The organism is Synechococcus sp. CBW1107 (assembly GCF_015841355.1).
Taxonomy (GTDB): domain Bacteria; phylum Cyanobacteriota; class Cyanobacteriia; order PCC-6307; family Cyanobiaceae; genus Regnicoccus_A.
Window position 1 is genome coordinate 3,140,532 of sequence record NZ_CP064908.1, and the last position, 21,496, is coordinate 3,162,027.

General features: G+C 64.2%; 20 protein-coding genes and 1 tRNA gene. 8 read left to right on the plus strand and 13 right to left on the minus strand.

Going from position 1 to position 21,496, the window contains the following annotated elements; translation table 11 throughout:
- Positions 1-48 precede the first annotated feature (48 nt).
- From I1E95_RS16370 to I1E95_RS16385, 4 genes are all read right to left on the minus strand, one after another.
- Positions 49-1,236 (minus strand): restriction endonuclease subunit S, encoded by a 1,188-nt coding sequence (locus I1E95_RS16370; RefSeq protein WP_197164074.1) that lies wholly within the window; start codon positions 1,234-1,236, stop codon positions 49-51.
- Positions 1,227-3,635, minus strand: coding sequence for a class I SAM-dependent DNA methyltransferase (locus tag I1E95_RS16375; protein WP_197164082.1), 2,409 nt, complete (start codon positions 3,633-3,635; stop codon positions 1,227-1,229). Before I1E95_RS16375 ends, I1E95_RS16370 begins: the two co-directional genes overlap by 10 nt.
- A gap of 3 nt (positions 3,636-3,638) precedes the next feature.
- Positions 3,639-4,463: a BrxE family protein gene (locus I1E95_RS16380; RefSeq protein WP_197164084.1), complete on the minus strand. Its 825-nt coding sequence runs from the start codon at positions 4,461-4,463 to the stop codon at positions 3,639-3,641.
- 257 nt (positions 4,464-4,720) lie between these two features.
- Entirely contained in the window at positions 4,721-4,879 is a 159-nt protein-coding gene (locus tag I1E95_RS16385) for a hypothetical protein (RefSeq protein WP_197164085.1), read from the minus strand.
- 222 nt (positions 4,880-5,101) lie between these two features.
- On the opposite strand from I1E95_RS16385, the gene I1E95_RS16390 reads away from it, so the two are divergent.
- Together I1E95_RS16390 and I1E95_RS17160 are read left to right on the plus strand one after the other, a co-directional pair.
- Positions 5,102-5,263 (plus strand): hypothetical protein, encoded by a 162-nt coding sequence (locus I1E95_RS16390; protein WP_197164087.1) that lies wholly within the window; start codon positions 5,102-5,104, stop codon positions 5,261-5,263.
- A complete protein-coding gene (locus tag I1E95_RS17160) occupies positions 5,263-5,394 on the plus strand; it encodes a hypothetical protein (protein WP_255518512.1) in 132 nt (43 codons plus the stop codon). Before I1E95_RS16390 ends, I1E95_RS17160 begins: the two co-directional genes overlap by 1 nt.
- Positions 5,395-5,453: 59 nt before the next feature.
- Here the strand turns inward: I1E95_RS17160 and I1E95_RS16395 are convergent, their stop codons facing one another.
- Positions 5,454-5,618: a hypothetical protein gene (locus I1E95_RS16395; RefSeq protein ID WP_197164089.1), complete on the minus strand. Its 165-nt coding sequence runs from the start codon at positions 5,616-5,618 to the stop codon at positions 5,454-5,456.
- 116 nt (positions 5,619-5,734) lie between these two features.
- On the opposite strand from I1E95_RS16395, the gene I1E95_RS16400 reads away from it, so the two are divergent.
- Positions 5,735-7,225 (plus strand): IS66 family transposase, encoded by a 1,491-nt coding sequence (locus I1E95_RS16400; protein WP_197161742.1) that lies wholly within the window; start codon positions 5,735-5,737, stop codon positions 7,223-7,225.
- Positions 7,226-7,621: 396 nt separating this feature from the next.
- Entirely contained in the window at positions 7,622-8,599 is a 978-nt protein-coding gene (locus I1E95_RS16405) for a hypothetical protein (RefSeq protein WP_197164091.1), read from the plus strand.
- A gap of 73 nt (positions 8,600-8,672) precedes the next feature.
- On the opposite strand, the gene I1E95_RS16410 is transcribed toward I1E95_RS16405, so the two are convergent.
- Positions 8,673-8,906 (minus strand): hypothetical protein, encoded by a 234-nt coding sequence (locus I1E95_RS16410; RefSeq protein ID WP_197164093.1) that lies wholly within the window; start codon positions 8,904-8,906, stop codon positions 8,673-8,675.
- Between the two features lie 704 nt (positions 8,907-9,610).
- Here I1E95_RS16410 and I1E95_RS16415 point away from each other — a divergent pair.
- Positions 9,611-10,753, plus strand: a complete 1,143-nt coding sequence (locus I1E95_RS16415) for a hypothetical protein (RefSeq protein ID WP_197164095.1) — start codon at positions 9,611-9,613, stop codon at positions 10,751-10,753.
- 117 nt (positions 10,754-10,870) lie between these two features.
- A complete protein-coding gene (locus I1E95_RS16420; RefSeq protein WP_197164097.1) occupies positions 10,871-11,341 on the plus strand; it encodes a hypothetical protein in 471 nt (156 codons plus the stop codon).
- A 79-nt stretch (positions 11,342-11,420) separates the two neighbouring features.
- Here I1E95_RS16420 and I1E95_RS16425 read toward each other — a convergent pair whose 3' ends face one another.
- From I1E95_RS16425 to I1E95_RS16440, 4 genes are all read right to left on the minus strand, one after another.
- Complete coding sequence (locus I1E95_RS16425; RefSeq protein WP_197164099.1) at positions 11,421-12,269, minus strand: RAD52 family DNA repair protein; 849 nt, start codon at positions 12,267-12,269, stop codon at positions 11,421-11,423.
- A gap of 104 nt (positions 12,270-12,373) precedes the next feature.
- Entirely contained in the window at positions 12,374-12,997 is a 624-nt protein-coding gene (locus tag I1E95_RS16430) for a siphovirus Gp157 family protein (protein WP_197164101.1), read from the minus strand.
- A 68-nt stretch (positions 12,998-13,065) separates the two neighbouring features.
- Positions 13,066-13,563, minus strand: coding sequence for an SLOG family protein (locus I1E95_RS16435; RefSeq protein ID WP_197164103.1), 498 nt, complete (start codon positions 13,561-13,563; stop codon positions 13,066-13,068).
- Between the two features lie 1,098 nt (positions 13,564-14,661).
- On the minus strand, positions 14,662-15,903 hold the full coding sequence (locus tag I1E95_RS16440; RefSeq protein ID WP_231594722.1) for an alpha/beta fold hydrolase: 1,242 nt from the start codon (positions 15,901-15,903) through the stop codon (positions 14,662-14,664).
- On the opposite strand from I1E95_RS16440, the gene I1E95_RS16445 reads away from it, so the two are divergent.
- Positions 15,784-16,986 (plus strand): cation:proton antiporter, encoded by a 1,203-nt coding sequence (locus I1E95_RS16445; RefSeq protein WP_231595009.1) that lies wholly within the window; start codon positions 15,784-15,786, stop codon positions 16,984-16,986. The genes I1E95_RS16440 and I1E95_RS16445 overlap by 120 nt on opposite strands.
- Here I1E95_RS16445 and I1E95_RS16450 read toward each other — a convergent pair.
- Together I1E95_RS16450 and I1E95_RS16455 are read right to left on the minus strand one after the other, a co-directional pair.
- Positions 16,967-17,665, minus strand: a complete 699-nt coding sequence (locus I1E95_RS16450) for a Coq4 family protein (protein WP_197164116.1) — start codon at positions 17,663-17,665, stop codon at positions 16,967-16,969. The two genes, I1E95_RS16445 and I1E95_RS16450, sit on opposite strands and share 20 nt — an antisense overlap.
- Positions 17,666-18,381: 716 nt before the next feature.
- A tRNA-Pro gene (locus I1E95_RS16455) sits at positions 18,382-18,455 on the minus strand.
- Between the two features lie 352 nt (positions 18,456-18,807).
- Here I1E95_RS16455 and I1E95_RS16460 point away from each other — a divergent pair.
- Positions 18,808-19,887: a hypothetical protein gene (locus tag I1E95_RS16460; RefSeq protein WP_197164118.1), complete on the plus strand. Its 1,080-nt coding sequence runs from the start codon at positions 18,808-18,810 to the stop codon at positions 19,885-19,887.
- Positions 19,888-20,223: 336 nt separating this feature from the next.
- On the opposite strand, the gene I1E95_RS16465 is transcribed toward I1E95_RS16460, so the two are convergent.
- Positions 20,224-21,450, minus strand: a complete 1,227-nt coding sequence (locus tag I1E95_RS16465; protein WP_197161492.1) for an IS256 family transposase — start codon at positions 21,448-21,450, stop codon at positions 20,224-20,226.
- Between the last annotated feature and the right edge of the window lie 46 nt (positions 21,451-21,496).

The following is a 21,496-nucleotide window of genomic DNA, read 5'->3' on the forward strand; positions in this document are numbered from 1 at the left end:
TCAGCACTGCCGGCTGGGCTGATCGGGGCATGGGGATGCAGTGGTGTCTCATTGCAGGCGGATCTTGCCGGTGAGGAGCTGTTGCATCATTCCTTGCTTGAGGGCAATGGTCTTGGTATGTCGTTCTTCAAGCCGCCTTATCTCACTGTCCATAGTGTCGAGGATATCTGTGATCGCTTCTTGCTCTTCGAGCGATGGTAGATGAATTGGGAGCTCTCCAAGCGATGATTTGCTGATAGATGCAAGGTTTGTGGTTTGCTTGCCTGCGATTAAAAAGTAATCTCTGGCAATCGAACTAGTTATCCATGAATTGAGATATGAGGAGGAGAGTGAGGGATCAGGACGCACTACAAAAACATGATTCTGATGGACGCAGGGCTCGCCCAGTCCCTGCCAGACTGCACCGCGACCAAGCTTATCCAGGTCGCCACCCTCATTCATAAGTACATCCCCGGCAAGTACGGAATACTTGGCAACCTCATGACGGGGTATCTCAATCTTGCTAATTTCCGACAGGTCAAAAAAGCCGTCTTGCACATTGGCAACACGTAAATAGTTGACTTTGACCGGATTTTGAATCTTCGTGCCCGAGTTTTTGGTGATACCAGAGCGAATCATGGCCACTTGTCGCAATGTCTTCACCCCCCACTCCCCCTCAAACCCCGGCAGCCGCCGCTTGCCGGTGAGCAGCTCCTGCATGGCGGCCTGCTTGATGCCCCGCCTCTTGGCGATGAGATTTCCAAGTTCGCCCAGCAGCGCATCCATATTACTCAAAGCCAAGGCTATTGAGCGTTGTTCGGCCTCTGAACGGGGTGCGGCGAGCGGTAACTTCAACAGCTTGGATACCGATAGTCCTGGCTGTGCCGATGATTCCGAGTATCGGTTCAGGTGCATCTCGCCCAGAACGTATGTCAGGTAGTCAATGTCGTAGCTAGCTCGTGGTGTTACAACGACAGCATGCTCCGATGCGAAGAACTTGCTCTGAGCTGAAACCACGTTCCCACAGAGAGCGCCCTGCCGTCCGATTAGTGCAAACCTTCCGTCATGCGTAAATCGCTTCGTGTAGCCACGAAGCCCGTTTCCCCCATAGCAGGGATACTCGGAGAAGTCATCAATGCTTGACGCAGTAATTCCTTCGCCGCTCTTCATCGTGCAAACGGCTTCAAGCTCCAAGGCATCCCAATCCTCCGGGATCATCCCCACCTCCGTCTGCTTGTAACCCGACTTCAGTTCCATGCGAAACCCATCCGCTCCAGGTGGCCGGCCACTCGCGCTTCCAGTTCTTCCACCCGCTGGCTGATCGCCGGTAAGGCCTCGCCGTAGCGCTCGCCCAGCTCTTTGAGGCGGCTGGTGAGGGCCTGGCTGACCCGTTCCACCTCGGATGCGATGGCCTGCTCCATGGTGGTCAGCCATTTGCCCTGCACCACCAGCTCGCGCACCTCGGCGTCCGTGAGGCTGTCGTAGCGGCCATAGGCCTGGTCGTCGAGCTCGGCTTCGGCGGCCCTGAGGGCCTTCTTGGTGGCGGCCTCCTCGTCGCTCAGTTCCAGCCATTCCCGCAGCACGGCCAGCTCCTCGGCGGCTTCGGGATCCTTGCGGATCTCCTTGATGCGGGTGTTCACGGCTGCCTTGTTGATCTTGTCCAGCTCGCTGAAGGCGCCCTCCTCGCCGCCGTGCTCCTCCTCCAGTTCCGCCAGGCGGCTGCTGGCCTCCTCCAGCTGGGCGCGGAGGGCTTCGATCAGCTCCAGATCACCGGCAAACAGCTGGCGCACCAGCAGCTCCTTGGGCACCAGGTCGCAGGCCCAGCCCTTGTCTTTGGTCTTGCCCTTCTTGTCGGTCTCCAGCACCCGGTAGGGCTCGGCGCGCCAGCCCTCGGCGCTGATCGCATACACGTCGTCCTGCATCGTCTCGGCCCACTGGTCGAGCAGCAGCTGGTACACGGCGTAGGCATCGATTAGGGGCTGGCCCTGGTAGTGGGTCAGCAGGCCCTCGCTCAGCTCGCGAATCACCGCCTTGGGATGACAGCTCGCCTCCAGGGCCAACAGCTGGGCCGCCGCCTGTTGCCGCCAGGCCGCAAAGTGCTTGGCCATCCCCGCCAGGAAGCCGGCGAACTGGGGATGGGCGGTGATCGTGGCCTTCACTTCCGCCGGCGGCAGCGCCAGCTCCAGATAGCCAGGCCGCAGGGGCCTAAACAAGGCCTCGCGCAACTGGGGACACACCTCCCAATATGCCCCCAGGGCGTCGGTGTCGCGTTCGGGGATGCCGCCGCGCAGGTGGGCCTCGATGTCCTGCAGGTCTTCCGCTTCGGAGCTGTCGATGTAGCGGGGCAGGTTGAGGTTGTAGTCGTGCCCGGCGATCTCCTCGTTGGGAACGAAGCGCGAATAGCCCGGCACCACCAGCTGGCGGGTGAACACATCCACGATCTTGTGGATGTCACGCTCGCGCAGACGGTTTTTGGGGCCGTCCTTGATGAAGCCCTTGCTGGCATCCACCAGAAAGATGCCCTCGCGGCTGCCGGCATCGCGCTTGTCGATCACCAGGATGCAGGCGGGGATGCCGGTGCCATAGAAGAGGTTGGCCGGCAGGCCGATGATGCCCTGGATCAATCCCCGCTGGATCAGGTTCTTGCGGATCTCGGCTTCGGCGTTGCCGCGGAACAGCACGCCGTGGGGAAGGATGCAGCTGCCCCGGCCCGTGCTCTTGAGCGTGCGCACGATGTGCAGGAGGTAGGCATAGTCGCCCTGCTTGGCCGGTGGGATGCCGAAGCCTTCGAAGCGGCTGTGGGGATCCTTCGCCGCATCAATCCCTGTGCTCCAGCGCTTGTCGGAGAACGGTGGATTGGCCACCACATAGTCGAACTGCTTGAGCTGTTCGCCCTCCTTGAGTTTCGGATCCGCCAGGGTGTTGCCCTGCCAGATGATCGCGGTGGGATTGCCGTGCAGGATCATGTTCATCCGCGCTAGGCCGCTGGTGGCCGCGTCTTTCTCCTGGCCGTAGAGCGTCACTGGCCGGCCCGCCTGGGCCGCCACCTTGAGCAGCAACGATCCTGAGCCGCAGAACGGATCGCACACGGTGGTGGAGGCCTTGAGGTCGTCGCTGTCGATCTGCAGCACCTGGGCCTTCACGCGGCTCACCTCGGCCGGCGTGAGGAATTGCCCTTTGCTCTTGCCGCTCTCTACGGCGAAGTGGCGCATTAGATATTCGTAGGCATCGCCAAGGATGTCGTCGTCGTCCGCCCGGTTGCGCGAGAAGTTGAGCGCCGGCGTCTCGAAGATCGCGATCAGATCGGTGAGGCGGTCCACCAGCTCCTTGCCGCTGCCCAGCTTGGCCTGGTCGTTGAAATCGGGAAAATCGCTCTGGCTCAGTTGCTGGTTGGCGGCCACCAACGGCGCAATGATCTGCTTGTTGATGCGATCGCCGATCTCCGCTTTGCCCTTGAGGGCAATCATGTCGGCAAAGCCGCTGCCATCAGGGATCACCAGCGGCGCATAGGGCTGGCCGGCGAACTTGTCGCTGATGTACTTGAGGAAGAGGAGCACCAGCACATAGTCCTTGTACTGGCTGGCATCCATGCCGCCGCGCAGGGCGTCGCAGCTCGCCCAAAGGCTGGAGTAAAGCTCGGATTTGCGGATGGCCATGGCTCAGGCTGCCTCCCCTTGATCACCCGCGAGGAGAGCTGTTGGTATGTCTTCCATCCAGCCTTGACGAGATAGACGTTCCAGCTTGCGGCTGAGTTCTTCGACCTCCCGGCTCAGGGCCACACTCTCCTGCTCCAGGGCCTCGGCCCGCTGGAGCTCGCTGTCGTGGGGAATCACCACGGGCAGGCTCTTCACCTCCCCCATCGGCACGAAGGCCACCGCGGTTCCCTGGTCGGCCTTGTCCAACAGGGGTTGCCCCACAGCACTACGGAGGTTCTTCATCAAAACTGCTGGGGTGAGGGGGGGCATCGGGTCACACACGAACCCTGCAGCCAGCCGCTCGATGTGCCCCTGGTTGATCTCGAAGGGAGCGTCCAGGCGCAGGGCCTTGGCGGTTTGTGGGGTCTGGTTTTGGGCCCAGTCGAGCGCCTCCGAATCCAGCTCGGCCAGCTCGACCAGCGCCTGGGGCCATTGCTCCGTACTCAGGGCCCAGGCCGCCTGGAAGCAGTCCGCCCACTCCTGGGGTGCATCCAGCCAGCGGTTGCGCTCGTTCTCATAGGCGTCTTCCAGCTGGGGCGTCAGCCGAAATAAATGACAGGTGATCGCTCCTCCCGGGCTGGGCTGAATCCCCAAGGCCTCGTCGCAGGCCAGCTGGGCCACCCGGAAGCCAGCCCTGGTCTGCGCGAAGGGCGAGGAGCGCGGAAAGCCCTGCTGGAACAGGAACTCCCCAGTTCCCGTCAGTACGCCGCTGTTCCACCAGCCCAGCCGCTGGGTCTCTCCCAGGGCCGCCACCACCAGGCGAAGCTTGAAGAGCTGGCGGAAGTCCATCCGGGTGGGGCAGGGTGCGGCTATCTCGCCCCAGGATGATGCCTTAATGGCGCAGCTGGCCAGTGATTGGCAAAACCCTGCGGTGGCTGGTGTTTAGGCAAAGAGACCGAAAGACCAAGAACTATGCGCTGGGTGCATAGTTTCCTCTTCAGTTGACCCGATCGCCATGCAATCGCATCGCCTCCTCGGACTACGCCCCGATCCCCAGCCCTGAATCTTCATCGGGTGTCAGCCGCTACCGCTGCGCGGGCCTTCGGCTACATGCCCACATGGATCAGGCAGGCCAGGGCAAGGTCGCTCCAGCTGCCAGGCAGGGTCTTGAGGCTGCGGGAGGTGCCCGGCTCCTTGATCTGCAGACCGCCCTGGCCGACGGCCGCCACCTCGCTGAGCACCGCCAGGAAGCGCTGCTGATCCATTACCTCGAACAGCTGCAGGGCCTGGAGGCAGTAGCTAACGGCGTCCTGCCTGAGCCCAACGGGCTAATCGGCCACCAGAAGGGAACAAAACCTTTGCGGCGACAAGCCCGCAGCACCCAAGTCAGGGCTTAAGCATTTATACTCATTTTGCTCTGTGGCTGCGGTTGCATTGGGGGGTGCCTTTCTCGGCCAACAACCCTGCAGCTCCAACCCGGCCTTCTGGTGAGCTACAGCTCCAGCCCCGACGCCACCTATCAGGTGGTCAGCGTGGATGACTTCAGCGACTGCGTTTGGCTGCGCCGCTTTCCCCTCAGCCCGGTCCGCCTGCCCACCTTCAGTGTTGCGGCCGACCAGGTGCAGCCCATCGCCAGCGAGATGCGCTGATGATTCCCCCTCTGTTCATGGTTTTTCACCGCCTGATGCGCTCGGCCTGGAGCATCGGCTCAGTAGCCATGCCTCTGGTCATGGCAGCCCTGGGTCTCGACCTGCTGCTGCACACGGCTGGACTGGCCTGATTCGACCTGGTGGCCGCGGGGGCGGTGCCTCCAGGGGCTGGGCCCAACAGCCTCTCTCCTCACCCAAATCCCCGCGCCGCTCCCTGGCTGCCCGGCGGCAGCAGCGGGATATCTATCTCCGCCCCCTGCTCCACCGGGTAGCCCTCCATTTCCAGATGCAGGTCACTGCACACCAAGGTCAGCGGCGGCTCCAGCCCCTGGGCCTCCATGAAGACCACCACCACGTCTTCCCCAGGGTATCCGTTCAGGGGGCGTGACAGCTCGCGGCGAACATCGGCCCTGCTGAACCCTTGACGACAGCTTGATTTCCGGTTGCATCTCAGGTAGAGACCCGCCTGTGATGACCGCACATCCGGCTGGAATTCCAGAAGCCGACTGGCTGGAAACTCCCGCCAGCGTCAGAGCGCTGATCAACGCCCAGCAGCAGGAGATCGAGCTGTTGCGCGGCCAACTCACCTCCTTGGCCACCGAGTTGGCAAACCTGCGTGAGCGGATCGGACGCAGCTCTCGCAACTCATCCAAACCTCCCTCCAGTGATGGTCTGGGTTTTAAGCCGCCAGAACGGCGCAAGGGCAGTGGCCGCAAGCGGGGCGGCCAGCAGGGCCATCCCGGATCCGGACCAGAGCTGCTGTCGATCGAGCGGGTGGATCAGGTGGTGGATCACCACCCTGATGCCTGCCGCCGCTGTGGCACCTTGCTCCAGGGAGAGGATCTCGATCCCCTGCGCCATCAGGTGATCGAGATCCCGCCGATTACCCCGCTGGTGATCGAGCACCGGCTGCATCGCCTGGTCTGCCCCTGCTGTTCCACCAGCACCTGCGCCTCGTTGCCGGCGGATGTGGAGGCCAGTCACTACGGCCCAAGGCTCAGTGCACTGGTGGGCCTGCTGGGCAGTGCCTTTCCGTTGAGTTTCAGCAAGACCCAGGCCCTGCTCCAGCAGCTGGTAGGAGTGGAGATGAGCCGCGGCGCGATTGGACGGGTCCGCCAGCGCTTGAGTGCAGCACTGGAGCAGCCCATGCAGGAGGCCCTTGCTTTTGCCCGCGTGCAGCCGGTGGCCTACGTAGATGAAACTGGCGCCCCCACCGGCAATGCCGACGGCAACAATCCCACTGGAAAGCGGGGCTGGCAGTGGGTCATGGTCACCGCCGTGGTGACGGTATTTGTGCAAGGGCTGAGTCGATCGACGACCGCTGCCATCGAGCTGCTGGGGAACGCCTTTGGCGGGATTGTGGTGAGCGATCGCTTCTCGGCCTACAACCACCTGCCCACCAAGCAGCGCCAGCTGTGCTGGGCGCACCTGATCCGCGACCTGACGGCCATCGCCGAACGCCCGGGCGCCAGCGCTGAATTCGGAGCCCAGCTGCTGGGCCTGCAGCAGCAGCTGTTTGGCCACTGGCACCGCTACAAGGAGGGAAAGATTGACTGGCCCGCCTTGCAGCAAAGCTGCCGGCCGATCCGCCAGACCTTTGAGACCACGCTGCAGCGGGTAGTAGAGCTCGGCTACCAGCGCGGCGAGCGAACGCCTTGGGCCAGCACAGTGCGCACGTGCCAGCAGCTCCAGAAGGTGACAGGTGGGTTGTGGACCTTCCTGGAGAACGAGGGAATAGAGCCCACCAACAACGCCGCAGAACGTGCCCTGCGCCAATCGGTGATTCAGCGCAAGATCAGTCAAGGAGTCCAATCCCGCCAAGGTGCGATCTGCCGGAGCCGCCTGCTCACGGTCACCACTACCCTCAGGCAACAGGGGCGGGATGTCTGGGAGTTCCTGGAGCAGGCCTGGATCGCCCATCACCGCGATGGGGTGATGCCGTCACTGCTGAGCGATCCCTGAAGGCAGAAGAAAGGACAAGGAAGAGTCTCTGATCGCTCAGCGGTGAGCGATCAGGCTTGCATTCGTGCGGTGGGGCGTCCCGACCCCTGAACGCATACTCCCCAGGCGCGATGGCATCGGCATGGCGCTTGACCTCCTGCCGAAAACGCAGCGCCGTGTACTTCTTGAGGTCAGGCCGGGCCGAGAGCACGTTGGTGCGCAGGAAGCGGGCGTTGCCGTACTCGGTTTGGTTTACAAATAGCGTGTAGGGCTCATCCCCATCCGGTCCGGGTAGATCGTCTTGGGTGGTGATGTGGAATCCAGGCAAGGCAGCGCTTCTCCCTGGGCAGTGCATCAATCATCCGCCATCCGGCCAGGATGGTGAGGATCTGCCAGCGGCTCTGCTGATCTGCGCCGATGACACCGCTGACGCCTGAATCGATCCGTGCCAGCAAGGCCGAGCTACCGCCGATCGGCCCGGTGATTACAAAACTGCGCCGCCAGGACCCCTACATCCAGCAGGAGCAGCACCGCTACCGCTCCCCGCGGGGCTTCCAGCACTGGGCCAATCACCTGGCCTTTGCAGCAATGATCGAGGCGACCCTGCAGTTCATCGATGAGCTGGAAGATCCGATCGGCTTCTGGGCTGCTACCACCTGCCGCTGGGCCCGGATCGTGGAGGCGCCGCCCCGCTTCCTGGCGCCAGAGCTGATAGAGGCCTTTCGCCGCACCCCTTCTCCCTACCTCGATGAGGAGCTGCCGCAGGTGCTGCCCTGCTTCCGGTTGATGCTCCCCGATGGGGCCCTATTCACAGAAGACGGGGTGCCAATACCGGTGGTGATTGTGGCTGACCTGCGGGTGATGGCCAACTGGCTGCCGCCTATGGCCCATCGCATCAGCGGCATCAGCTGCGTGGGCTTGGCCCTCGATGGCAGCACATACCTCACTCGCCACTCCTTTGCCCAAATCGGCGAGCGCCAACCCACCGAGGAAGACATGAGCCATCCGGCCTGGCAGTGGGATGAGCAGGCGGTGCATAGCACCAACCAGCGCATGGAGGGGCTGGCGATCAACGCCCTGCTGGTGCAGCTCTACCAGCCGGAACTGCTGACCACCGGCCCGGCCGCCAGGGTGCGCAGCGGCAAGGGTTTCTCGGCTGGGACCGCCGATGACTCCGGCACCGTGACGCCCCAGGGCCCGGTGTGGATCGGCAAGGACTTCCGGTTCGATCGCACCCCCAGGCCCCCGTCAGAAGGGACCGCGGCTGGCAGCAGCAGCAGCGTCTCGCGTCGGCCCCACTGGCGCCGGGGCCATTGGCACACCGTGCTGCATGGCGAGAAGCGTCAGAGCCGCCGGATGCAGTGGTTCCAGCCGGTGTACGTGGGGCTGAGTTGAGCACATCGACCCGGACGCGACCCACCCCCCCCCGAAGGAGAAAACCCGGCGGGGACACCGCCGGGCAAGCACCTCAGAGCACCTGCACCCTGGCCTGGGGCCCGAGCACCCGCTGCTGATTGGAGGCCAGGATCAGCGCCTCTTCTCGGGGCACGAAGTGCGGCTCTGCTGAGATGTGCCCCTCGCGATCGAGGAAGAGCACCCTGAGAAGCCGGCCCGCGGCATCAAGCAGATGCACCGAGACGATGCGGATCGGGCAGGTGCGGGAGAGGGGAGTGGCGGCCATGGCTGGGCTGGCGAACGACACCGCCGTTCAGCCCCGGCACCGCCTGCGCCGTGCAAGGGGCACGGAGCGCAGCGCAGCGACTCGCGTCAGCCCTTGCGCGGTGCGCAAGCCGGGGCAGGCCGGGTGGCGTGATCGCCAGGCACCCAGCAGTGCCACCCTTCCGCCCCTCCCGCGCAAGTAGTCGGAGCAGCAGGGTGCCCATGTCGGTTCTATCCCTGGAGGCCAAAAGCGGGCTCTATTAGTCGCAGCCGAGCACAACAGCTGCAGCGCGAATAGCCGAAGGCCAGCGATTGCCACTCAAACAGAAGGGGGGCTCAAGGCCCCAAGCCAACCCAAGGCCGTACGGATGGCAGGCCATGTCAGCACGCGCTGACACACAAGCGGAGACCCCAACTCCTGAGATCGCTTGCAACGCAGGGCTTCCTGATTTGGAAACCTTAAGAAATCTGGAAGCCTGTTTGACAGGGTCGTAGCTTACAAGCCCCCCGTGCATCATGCGGCCACGCAGGAAGCACGGGGGGCTTGTAAAGGTCAACGCCTTCCCGGGATTTCTTCACCGACCGTGCTGGTCACTTCGTGGCGGGGCAGTTAATTTGTTCCCATCGGCCGTGACGCCATCTGTGGTGTCTGCGTAGGGGGAGACCCCCAGATGCAGCGCACCCAGGGGTCAAATGGTCGACGTGCTGCTGGAACAGCACGCCACTGACAACCCGGAGGAGGTCATCTTGACCGAAACTACCGCGCCACAGGGCGCGCAGCCAGATTGCGCGCGTCTTGTTTACGAGGCTGAACAGGCCCCGCTTCCAGTCCACTGCAGCTCCAAAAAGCCCAGGGGACTGGATCGCCTCAAGGAGGTTCAGCCCCCGGCTGAAGCCAACGCCTACACGGCACAGCTGCGCAAGGTCCGCTACGGGCCAGCGACACTGGACGCCTTCCTGATGCCGGATGGCAGCTTCCGCTTCTCGATGCGGAGTGCCGCGGCCTCGGTGCACATGCTCTCCAATTCCCAGGCTCAGCGCACGATCGAGCGCGTTGTTGAGGGAATCACGCCCGAACCCAAGCCAGGGCCAGGCGAAATCTCAGTGATCGCAGTCAGTCCAGCCCAGGACAGGTCCATTTCAGGGCCTCCGCTGATGGATGTGCCCTACCCAGGGCCCACTGGCTATGCCACGACCCTGTCCCACCAAGCGCTGATCCGGTTCTGGGGTGAGCTCAGCCGGACCTCGCCGACCTACGGCCCTGCGGCGGTGCGCATGCTGGAGATCGGCGCTGAGGTTTCACTGATCGCGCTGTGCCAGCAGGCCTTCGGGATCGTGGACCACCGCTCGGTGGAAGAGCGGCTGCTGGAAGCCTGGATCGACCTGGGTACAGAGCGCCCTGAACCGCTGTTTGATGCCCAGTTCCGGCAGTTCTACGAATCGGTCGTTGGTCATCGCTGGGGGTCTCCCGCTACCGCCAGCTGCCTCGCTGATCTCGTGTATCACCGCATCCCGCCTCAGGTCTATCAGGCCCTGAAGGACATCAACCCGGTGACGCGGCCGATCCTGATCAACAGCAAAGGCGAGCAGGTCGGCTTCCGCGAGCGGCCCATGCACACCCTGATCAGTGACCCTGCGTTTGCTCGGGCGATCAAGCCGATCGTGGAGGCTGCAAAGGTGCTGCTGGCCATCACGCCAAAGGGGCAGTTCCGGGAAGTGTTGAGGGTCTTGGACTCGACAAATCCGCGGTACAAATGCCGCGGTCGGAAAGCTCTCTGCGGCGCGAGCAACCAGCCCCGACTGGCTCCTGCCCCCGCGAAGTGGCCCCATCAGCGTGGTGGGGACCGCGCCAAGCAGATGCCGTTGCTTGGTGATCAGTCATGTGCCTAAAAGCCGCATCTGCGGTGACTGGAAAGCTGCAACTCCATCGGTTCCCTGCTGGAGATCAGTGCTCAGCTCCTGCTGCCCCTGCGATTGCAATGACCACAGTTCACGCCCACGTTCGTAATGACCAAGTCCCTGCCCTTGACGGGCATCCTGCATCAGATCAACTGGTATGGAACATCCCCGTACGGGGTTCCATTCGCTGTCGTCAGCATTATCGACGCAGCCAACAACCTCCACCGGGCGCTGGTCTGCAGCCGGCGCTTTGGTGACCTGTCACGCCTCTCTGAGTTTGAGGGCTTACGCGTGAATCTGGTGGCAACTCCAAATGGGCTACAGCTCAAGTCGATTGCCGAGCAGATCCCGCCTGAGCAGCAACTGGAAGAGGATGGGCACCTGGAGGCGATGCACGAACACGGTGATGCACCGGTTGATGCAGCCAACCAGATCTATGTTTTGGGAACTTCGCTCGATGCTGTCGATCCGACAGCGGAGGCGATCCCCCTGAACAAGCTGCAGGAGGTGGCAGCGACCGTGGCCAAGCTGGCCCGCGATCTGCGGCTTCCTACCTGCGTGTGGATCCACCTTCCGTAGGGCCAGCTGATCCAGCCCATCGCGTCTGCCCCCGCCTTCTGGCGGGGGTTTTTTGATGTCGTGGGCCGGCCTGCGAATCTCAGGCCGCCTCAGCAGGCACCAGCTGAACCCTGCTGGGCTGGTGCTGCACCAGGAAGGCTTCGATCCAGTCGTGATGACACCGCTGGCAGATCCGATCTGCAATCGACGGGGCATCGGGCGGCACCTGGAAGCGCTTGCGGAACGCCTTGGTGAAGCCCTCCAGGGCGGGCCGGGGCAGAGAACGGATGGTGCTGTGGAGCTGGTGAATCGTGGCGCTATCCAGCGGTGCCAGGGCTGGATCGTCCGGCTCAGCATCACGGGATTCAACTACCCGTCCCCGCTGTGGCTGGCTGGGCTGCTGGTGGCCATGCCCCGTCCCTGGGCTGTGGACAGGAGCGAGATCCCGATGCCCAGGGCGGACCTGCTCCTCGCCGCCGGCTGACGATGTCACACCACGCTGGAGACGGTCATAGAGGGCCAGGCCAAACGGATTCCCGAAGGTCATCAGGGCTCGCTTCATGGCGTCCGTCTCGGCTTCCTTGATGGCCGATTCATGGGCCTGGCCCAGGTCGATGTCGATGCCGTGGCCGGCTCCGCTTCCCTCACGGATCAGAGGCCCCGCATCGGTGGCGCCCACCGTGATGCGGACGCGGGCGGTGTAGGTGACGCCCCAGCCAGAGCGACCATCACGGCCGATCGAGCGCTCGCTCTGGTTGACGCACTCCACGGCGATGGTTTCGCGCTGCCAGCCGTCAAAGCCAAAGATGCGGTTGGCTTCGGCGATGGCTTGCCAGCCCTCCAGGTAGCTGACCTTGGCGCGGCCCTGGTCGCGCTGCTTGACCTTGGAGCGATCGAGCGGGGCCGAGAGAGCGGCGATCTGCTCAGGCGAGAAGACGGCGGTTGCCATGGCTGGTTCCGGGGGTGAGGAAGGTTGGAGTTCGGGATGGGAGGACAGGGGCCCGCTGCAGGAGCGGACCCATTGAGGAGGGACGAGACCTCCTCTGGCTGCCGTCAGTGGATGCGCCAGGAACGGCGGGAAAGGAGCTGAGCACCACTGATTTGGCGGCCCGCCTTCAGGGCTTCTTTGATGGCGGCTCTATCGGGCTTCCTGGTGGTCGTGACCATGAGCCACTCAGGATCGAGGGCCTCCTCGTCGTCGATCACGACGGCCGAGGATTTACGGCTGCTGAGCTCGTGATTGGGGAACGAGAAGCGGGTAGCCGCCGGCTGCAGCTGGGTGAGGACAAAGATCAGCGACTCCTCAAGGGCATCGGCCCGGCTGGCATCGGAGCGGGCCAGATCGCTGAGCCGCTTGGCCTGCTGCTGGCGGTAGGCGGCCTGGCCGCGCAGGTGCTCGATCACCCAGCAGGTGGCATCAGCCTTGGTAGCGAGGGCCTGCTTGTTGCCTTCTTCTGCAAGGAGTGCCGCCTCCAGCTCGGCGAGGGCTGAGGCGCGCTGCTCGGGATCATCCGCTTCCAACTGCTCAGCCAGCTGGCCGATGGCGCTGGTGAGCTCCTGGGCCTCGATGCCCAGCTGCCAGAGCGATCCGGAGCGCTGGAGGGAACAGGAAGGACCAGAGGCTTCCGGAGCCGAAGCAGGGGCGACAGCGGAGGGGATGGGAGTGAGAACGGCCATGACGGTGAGAGGAGAGACAGGGAATGGAGAGGAGGCGCGACAGAACGCCAAAGGCTTGTGGTGACTGATCAGGAGCGGGGAACACCAGCCGGAACAGCCCAGAGCCCGGCCGACGTGCTGACCTCGGCCACCGAGATCGGCACCGGCGAACTGGAGGCCATGCGGCGGGCCTGTTGCACGAGCGAGGCGGTGCCAAGGCCACCGGGGAACGCCACCACCAGCACCGAGGCGATCGAAACCGGGGAGGTGTGGGCCACGGCCCGGGCAATGGCCTGCTCGAGCAGCTCCCGATTGCGGATCGGCCCAGCTGCCCTGCCGTGCCGCTCCCACCGGGCTGGCAGCACAACTGAAGGCCAGCCCAGCTGATGGGCAGCGCGGCCAATGGCGGCATCGGCACCACGGGCCCCGCCATGGAGCAGCAGATGCACCAGCCGGCCGCCACTGCGGGCCAGCAGCTCAGCGGCCACGCGCTGATGGGGCCAGGCCAGATCACGGCCGCCACCGGCGGCGATCACCAGAGAGCGAGCCGGGACAATCTCCGGCCGCGATGGAATACATAAAGCCATGGATTCAGTTGCCAGAAAGGACAACTGATCGGGGCATCACAACCGCTTATGTGTACGCAACTGTGATGGCGAGACCAGGGATTAGGTTGCCGCCGGCGATGGGCTCTGGGCCTTTGGCGCAGCCCTTATTCTACCAGTACAAACGTACTCTGTGGCGGGCAGAGCGACTGCGGGGTAATGGATCTGCACCAAGCAAGACCATCCACAGGTGGGTTTGAAAGCTGAAAAGCAAGACCGCCAGATTCGGCACTGAACGACGAGCTGGCCGCGCAGCCGCGCGAGGAGGCTTGGGGCATCACCCCCAGCCCCATCAACGCGGGCGAATGCCCGGCCACCGCAGCCGCGGGAGAGGAGCCCTGCCCACCACCCCAACACCGGCTCCCAGAGCGGAGGGCGGCGGCGGCTGGCCGATGCACGCCACGGCGCAGCCGTGGCACGCTGAAGGACGGCCGTCGCCGACCGAAGCCCTGCGGTGTTTGCAGTGCCTTGCGGCATGGTCGACTTCATGGCCGAGCACGTGGATCAGAACAACCAGAGCGGATTGGCGCCCTGGCGCCGCACTTGCATGCGGGCACTTCTGTTCGAACCTTTATTCCGCTTGCGCCTAATTCAAAGAAGCGCCACTTCCCCTGAATGAGGCACCTGCCGGCCAGCGAGGCATCTCGCATGTCCCGCGACGGCGGTCTGAGTCGCTATTTGTTCGACGGGCCGGCTTCTGGGCTCTCCGGCCGACAGGCGGTTGGCGGCCGCAAAACATCTCACCAAACATCTCACACGTGCGGCTCTGGCTGCCAGCATGCCTTGCGGCACAGTCGATCTTAGCGATTCCTAGTCGAGCTTGCCAAGCTGATGATGCGGGTTCGAGTCCGGTCACCCGCTTTTCACTTCTGGGCTAATCATTGTGTCGCTCGGGCGACAGTCTCGCTTGGCACGCGCTGACTGCATATGAGAAGCCAACTGGGCACGAAAGGTGAGAACAGCGATTGGTTCAACTTTCTTACAGGGCTTCTTGCTGTTCGGTCATGTCATGGCCCACTTAACCGACCTTGATCGTTCCGGGTCGCCGACATGGATCGGCAGAACCCGAGCCAAGTCGGCTCAGTCCTCGTGTGTCTGGAGGAATGCTTCTAGGTGAGCTCCATAGGCCTTAGGCCTCTCGAGCAGGGCATGGTGGGCCACTCCCGGAAGAACCACCAGGCGCTGATTCGCGAGTTGTTGCCATCCCTGCATCGAACGGGAGGTGACAAAGTCGTACTCCGCAGCGAGACGTAATACAGGTGTGGTGAAAGAAGCCAGGCTCGCCTCGGGCACACACCACTCCGCAATCACATCCACACCCCGCCAATGGCTCCCTGGGTGCCCTGGCGCATAGGCCGCCAGCAGTGCCGCTGGCCGGGGGTTCGCTCGACAGACGTGGGTCGCATCAAAGCGGGAGCCGTCGTCGCCAAGATCCGCCAGTAGGGCCACCACATCCTCAAGCAACACCGGCACCGAGCTCGGCACGTTGGACAGGCTCAACGAGCGCGGCGGCGGTGGACCACTGGCCGCATTGAGGGTCTCAAAGGCCAGGATGCCGCCGAAGGACTGGCCGTAGAGGTGATAGGCCGGGCGTCCATCACGGATCGGGATCCAGGCCTGAGCTACCAGTGCATCGATCACCGAAACGAGGTCCCGCACGGAAGCCGCAATCGAGTACTCCTGATCAGCGGGTTCAGGCCGGTCACTGCGCCCACATCCCAGTTGGTCGAAGAAAATCACCGGTCGCTGCAGCAGCTCCACCAAGGGAAACAAATAATCACTGGGGACACCTGGGCCGCCATGACACACGAGCAACGGCCATCCATCCGTAGAAGCTGCTGGCAGGTGCCGGCCAGCCCAGAGGCGGCAGGCGCCACCGCGCACCGGCAACATCAACGACATCAACTCAGGAGTCATGACTGTCTTCTCAACGGCAGTTTTGTCGGTACGCGCGAGATCGGAACGGGTGAGCCCCGGCCCTGCCAGTAGGGAGCGCATGGGATCAAGGCAATGCACCAGGTCTGGCAGACAGCTGACAAACCGCTGTTGTAGAAAGGCCTTCAGCGGTTGCGGCTTCGGCGGATGATGCCAGTATTGATAGCCGTGTCCCAGTCCAACGCTCACCTGGCAGGCACCCTGTTGCCACGTGGCTTCTTTCTGGGCTTGGGCCTGGTCTATCTGGTGGCAATGGCGCTCGACCAGCTGGCTGCTCGCTGGCGGCTCCCGGGGACTGCGGCGATTCTGCTGCTTGGCTTTCTCATTCCGAGTGATCTCGGAGCAGTAGGCCAGAGTATCGGCCCGATGCAGGTGGAAACCCTGCACCGGGTGGCGCTGGCCCTGCTGATCTTCTACGCCGGTCTCAACACCGACCTGCGCCGCATCCGCGGCATGACCGCGGCGGGCCTGAGGCTTGGCATCCTGGGGGTGCTGATCACCCTGGCGATCACGGGGCTGGCCCTGCTCGGGCTGACTCCGCTGATGGCCAGTGGCTTGCCGATCTCTGCCGCCTTTCTCACGGTGTGCTGTCTTGGGGCCACCGACAGCGGAGCCCTCGAAGATCTGCTGGCGGCGCTGCACCATGGCATCCGCGGAGGTCTCCGTCACCTGCTTGAGTTCGAAGCCGCGGTAAGCACCGTGATCACGCTGCTGGTCTTCGGATTGGTTGCCGGTGTGCTGCGAGAGCAACTCCATGGCGACCATCTGGCCGTGCAAGGGCTGTTGACGAGCCGTCTGCCAGATGAGCTGGGAGCGGTGGGGTTGCACGTGATCGCCGGCCTGCTGGCCGGTCTGGTTGTCGGGGCTGTGGCGCCGCGCCTGATCGATGCACTGGCGCGCTCCGAGCAGATGCTGCTGCTGGTGGCTGTGGCTCTGGCCTTTGTGACCTATGGCTTGGGCCAGCTGCTGGGGGGCGGTGGGCTGATCGCGGTGTTCGTGGCCGGGGTGCTGCTCTCGAATGGCCGCTACCGGATCGGCCGCTTTGAGCAGCAGGCCCTGGGCAGGGTGATGCACCCCTTGAACACCGCTGCCGAGATCACGGTTTTGCTCCTGCTTGGCGTGCTCGTGCAGCCCGCCGCACTGATCGCGGTGCTGCCGTTGGGGCTGCTGCTCGCGATCGTGCTGCCCCTGGCGCGCCTGCTCGCAGTGTCGGCAGTGCTGCCGGCCGCCCGCTTCCCGTGGCCAGAGCGCCTGATCGTCTCGGGCTGCGGCCTGCGGGCGGCGGTTCCCCTGGCCCTGGCCGTCTCGATGGCCGAGGAACTGCCCCACCTGCGCGGCATCACCCCGGAGCTGGCGGAACCCCTCGCAGCCCAGCTGCTGGCGCTGATTTTCGTGGTGGTGCTGGCCGACCTGCTGCTGCAATCGCTGCTGATGCGCCGCCTGCTGCCGATCAGGCTCGAGGGGGCGTGATCTCCCGAAAGGGTGAACGTTCCACCAGCGCGGCAATGCCCAGTTGCTGCCGCCACTGGGCCAGCGGCCGCGCCCAGCCCTCCTCCCAGCGCTGCGCCAGCAACGGCGCGCAGACCCTGCCCAGCTCCAGGCCGTAGGCCACCGCTTGACCCACGTCAACCTCGCCACTGGCCGGCCCCTCCAGGCACCGGTGCAGCAGATCGGCCCCCAGCAGCATGGCGCTGCCCGGCCAACGCAGCTGCATCACGTTGACGGCACTCATCGCTGCCTCCCCAGCCGCTGTGGGCGGGCAGCCACACACCACATGCCAGAGGTCGTGGGTGTGGCGAACGCGCTGGTGCAACCAGATGTCGTCGACCTCACTGCCGGCCTGCAGCTCCGGATCCGGCAGGGGCTGGCCGCCGGCCTGGGCGAACCAACTGGCGTAGGCATGGCCGAGGCTCTCCGTCGGCAGCGCCAGCAACTCGACCTGGCCTGGCCAGGGCCCCCAGTAACGCTCGGCGATCAGTGGTGCAATCGCCGGGTCGTGGCGCAGGGCAGCGCGGGCGGCATCGGCCACCGGGGTGGCGTAGCTGCGGGTGAGCAGATCGAAGCCGTGGCCCAGGTCGTCGGGGTTCGCCGTCAGGGCGGAGAGATCGGTGGCGAGGTGCAGCAGCTGGCGGCGCAGGGAGGAACGCATGGGAGGGGAAGCCGCCTGGAGTGGGAGACGTTGCGGCGGTCAGGCTTGTGGAAGGTGCTCAGGATGAGGCCATCAGCAGCAAGCATTGCCGAAACCCAGATCGGACCGGCCCGAAGAAGCCCTGGTGCCGGTCGAGCCCCATGCCTGGCCCCGGCAACCCCAGCGCTGGATCCGCCACAGGGCCTTGCCGATTTGAAGTTGGATCGACACCCCCCGAAAACCAGTTCACCTGAATGCCCAGCTGGCCGCGCAGCCGCGCGAGGAGGCATGGGGCTCACCTCTGCCCGCATTGGTGCGGACGAATGCCCGGCCACCGCAGCCGCGGGAGAGGCGCCGGGCAGGCGTGACCTGAGCCACCCATCCCGGCGGCGGCGAGGGGAGATCAAACTCACGCGAGCACAAGGGTCGGCGAAGCCGACCTGCCCCGCCCTTGCGCTCGCGTGACACCCTGCATCCCTGCCGCCGAGTGGTCTCCGTCCTTCTGCGCTTGAGGCGCCTTCTTCTTGAGCGACCAACCGCAAGAGATGCAAGAGAAAGTCTCGGGCTGCCTCAGGCAGATCAATGACCGGCTTCCGTCCCCAGCGACCACCCACGGGCTCCGCTGACCGGCCCAGAACCATCGAAAGGCAAGGAGCAGGCGAGATTCTCTTGCACTTTCTCTTGCAAGTCAAAAAACAAGGGTTCCCGGTTTCGCCGAGAACCCTTATGGTGACTAGTCGGGGCGACAGGATTCGAACCTGCGACCTAGTGCTCCCAAAGCACCCGCGCTACCAAGCTGCGCCACGCCCCGCCGAATCAACCTTACCCCACGAATCCCCCACAGGGCTTGCGATACCTGGATTCTTGTGGCTGCAACTGATCTCGGCCGGTCGAGGGCGCTTGCACCCGCTTGTGTCAGGCAGTGGCAGTTGGTGCCATGCTGAGGCCCTCCAGCTCTCACCCAGCTCTCAACTGAGAGCTGCTGTTCCTGCCTCCCTTCGCTTCCAACCATGGCCCGTAGCGCCACTTCATCCAGCACTCCGGCATGGATCGAAGGCCTGCGGATGCAGCTCAGGCTTGCTGTCGGTACCTCGTGGAACGTCTCCCCCATGCGGGACAAAGCCAAGCTCTTCGCGCGATTTGACGACGGCAGTCGAAAGAGCATGGTTCTCCCCTGCCTGTGGCTGCCGGCGTCGTCGTCCGAGATCCTGCGGACGGCCGAGACGATGCATCAATTGATTCAGAGCGGCCTCTCGTTCGACAAAGCGAAGGAGCACGTCCTGGGCCCGAGTGCTGCTTCCCTGCCCGGAGCCGCTTCTGAACATGCCGTCGACCTGATCGACATCTGGGAGCGCTTCGGCGATTACAAGATCAGGGGCACCGGCCAGATCAAGCCCTCCACCTGGCAAAAGGACTACCGGATCACCGGTGAGCGACTGCATGAAGTTCAGAGCCAAAGTCCAGCGTCAGCAAAGGACCTGCTTCGTGCGATTGCCGATCGCTGGGATCCAGGCTCACGACGCCGCGAAATCGCCGTGCAGCACATGGCGGCCATGCTTCGCTGGGCCATCGAGGAGGGGCATCTCACAGCAGAGCAATGGACCCCACCGCCAAGGATCAGCCGCATCGTGGGCCTGAAACCTCAGAAGGAGTCATCGGTTCCCTTGAAGGATCAACAGATCCTCGAACTCTTCGATGCCCTCCCCAAGGATCCAGCGGGTCGTCGCTGGCTGTTCGCTCTCCAGCTGGTGGCCAGTTTTGGGCTGAGGCCGGTGGAATTGCTTCATCTCGACCTGTCTCCAGACGGAAAGCTTTGGTGCCGCTACCAGAAGACCAGTGGTGGTGGAAGGACGAAACCCCGCGAACTCAGAGCACTCCATCCGGAATGGGGAGAGGAGTGGAAGCTGATTCAACGTGTGGCCGACGGCGAGGTACTCCCCCCACTTGACGCCCCCTCCGGCCCAGCAGACAGCATGCGGAAGTACCTGATCCGTCAGGAGGCCTGGAAGCGGTTGAGGGCCACCGCTCCGATCACGCCCTACTCCTTCCGACATGGCTACGCCCTTCGTGCCCATGAGGACTATGGCCTGAGCCCTCGAGTGACAGCCGAACTGATGGGCCATTCGGTGGCAACCCACAACCAGCACTACAGCCAGTGGGCCGATGCGGCCACGATCGACGCGGCCATCGAGCGTGGCATGCGGCAGCGTGGTGAGATTGCCCGCCCAATGGGCTATTGTTGAAGGAGATGAGCTGATCAGTGGTCGAGGAGCAGAGGTGAGGGCCGGCCGCGTCCCTTTGCGTGGTGTAAAACCCGAGGCCCGAATGCCCTAGTCAGAGGGTGAACAGGGTGGAATGACGGGCTGTCATTCCGGAGGTGCAGATGCGCCTCGTTCAATCACGATGAATCAGGACGAATGACTTGTCAAGTCTTTCGTCAGCTTGCGGATGTGTTGTGAGTTGGAGTGACTTCTGCGGCCTGGAGGTGGCAGCGGCCGGCCCCCGGGCTGCGATCAAGGCCGCTGCGCCCTCTGGGGGCGCTGCAGCCTCGATCACCTGGGGCCTGCGTCCTGCCTCTCTCAGGTGCTGAGGGCCTGGAGAGCAGGGATGGCATCCAGCTCCGGGATGGTCGCCATGCTCTCGGCTGAGAACATGCGCCGGCCCTCCAGCTGCCAGTGCTCGTGCTGCTCCAGCAGTACCGCGCCCACCAGGCGGGTGATCGACGCGTCGTTGGGGAAGATGCCGACGACCCTGGTGCGGCGTTTGATTTCCTCGTTGACCCGCTCGAGCAGGTTGGTGCTCCAGATCTTGCGCCAGTGGTCCTTGGGGAAGTGGCGGAACGCCAGCACGTCCTCCTTGGCCTCATGCATCAGCGCAGCGGCCTTGGGGAAGCGCTCCGCCAGCGAGGCCGCCAGATCATCCCAGCGGGACTCGATCTCTTCCGCGCTCTCCTGAGCGAACACGCTGCGCAGGGCGGCGGTGACCATGCCCTGGTGAGCCTTGGGAACGCACTGCAGCAGGTTGCGGGCAAAGTGGACCCGGCAGCGCTGCCAGACGCTGCCCTGCAGCTGCCGTCGGATGGCCTTGGTGAGTCCGCTGTGGGCGTCAGAGATCACCAGCTTGACGCCAGCGAGGCCTCGCTCCTTGAGGTGGGCGATGAACTCCGCCCAGAAGGGCTCGCTCTCGCTGTCGCCCACCTTGAGGCCCAGCAACTCCCGGCGCCCGTCCTCGTTCACCCCCATGGCGACGACGACGGCGCGGGAGCAGACCTGCTGAGCCTTGCCCAGCCGCCCCTTGAGGTAGGTGGCATCGAGGTAGACGTAGGCGTAGCCGCTGCTCTCCAGCGGCCGGCCCAGGAACGCCTGCACCTGCTGGTCGATCTCCTGACAGATGCGACTCACCTGCGACTTGGAGATGCCGCTCTGGGAGCCGAGCGCCGCCACCAGGGCATCGACCTTGCGGGTCGAGACCCCACCGATGTAAGCCTCCATGATCACCGCGTACAGGGCCTGATCAACCCGGCGGCGGGGTTCGAGGATCGAGGGGAGGAAGCTGCCCGCGCGCAGTTTCGGGATCTGCAGTGCCAGATCCCCCACCTGGGTGGTCAGGGTGCGAGGCCGGTAGCCGTTGCGGTGGCCGAGCCGCTCCTCGGTGCGCTCGTGCCAGTCCGCACCGAGGAAGGCAGCGAGCTCCAGCTCGATCAGCTGCTGCAGGCCGTGGCGTGCCAGTTCAGGGATCAGCTCCCCGGCACTGCTGCCATCGAGTAGCGAGGCCAGCTCAGGTACGGCAGCATGGGTCTTGGGCATGGTCTGTCTGGTTGAGGTGGTTCTCAAACCAGGGAAACGGGCCTGC

Coding starts and splice junctions, on each gene's coding strand:
- I1E95_RS16370 (WP_197164074.1), bottom strand. CDS start 1,236: ATGGAACTGAAGTCGGGTTACAAGCAGACGGAGGTGGGGATGATCCCG.
- I1E95_RS16375 (WP_197164082.1), bottom strand. CDS start 3,635: ATGGCCATCCGCAAATCCGAGCTTTACTCCAGCCTTTGGGCGAGCTGC.
- I1E95_RS16380 (WP_197164084.1), bottom strand. CDS start 4,463: ATGGACTTCCGCCAGCTCTTCAAGCTTCGCCTGGTGGTGGCGGCCCTG.
- I1E95_RS16385 (WP_197164085.1), bottom strand. CDS start 4,879: ATGGATCAGCAGCGCTTCCTGGCGGTGCTCAGCGAGGTGGCGGCCGTC.
- I1E95_RS17160 (WP_255518512.1), top strand. CDS start 5,263: ATGATTCCCCCTCTGTTCATGGTTTTTCACCGCCTGATGCGCTCGGCC.
- I1E95_RS16400 (WP_197161742.1), top strand. CDS start 5,735: ATGACCGCACATCCGGCTGGAATTCCAGAAGCCGACTGGCTGGAAACT.
- I1E95_RS16405 (WP_197164091.1), top strand. CDS start 7,622: ATGACACCGCTGACGCCTGAATCGATCCGTGCCAGCAAGGCCGAGCTA.
- I1E95_RS16420 (WP_197164097.1), top strand. CDS start 10,871: ATGACCAAGTCCCTGCCCTTGACGGGCATCCTGCATCAGATCAACTGG.
- I1E95_RS16425 (WP_197164099.1), bottom strand. CDS start 12,269: ATGGCAACCGCCGTCTTCTCGCCTGAGCAGATCGCCGCTCTCTCGGCC.
- I1E95_RS16430 (WP_197164101.1), bottom strand. CDS start 12,997: ATGGCCGTTCTCACTCCCATCCCCTCCGCTGTCGCCCCTGCTTCGGCT.
- I1E95_RS16435 (WP_197164103.1), bottom strand. CDS start 13,563: ATGGCTTTATGTATTCCATCGCGGCCGGAGATTGTCCCGGCTCGCTCT.
- I1E95_RS16450 (WP_197164116.1), bottom strand. CDS start 17,665: ATGCGTTCCTCCCTGCGCCGCCAGCTGCTGCACCTCGCCACCGATCTC.
- I1E95_RS16460 (WP_197164118.1), top strand. CDS start 18,808: ATGGTTCTCCCCTGCCTGTGGCTGCCGGCGTCGTCGTCCGAGATCCTG.
- I1E95_RS16465 (WP_197161492.1), bottom strand. CDS start 21,450: ATGCCCAAGACCCATGCTGCCGTACCTGAGCTGGCCTCGCTACTCGAT.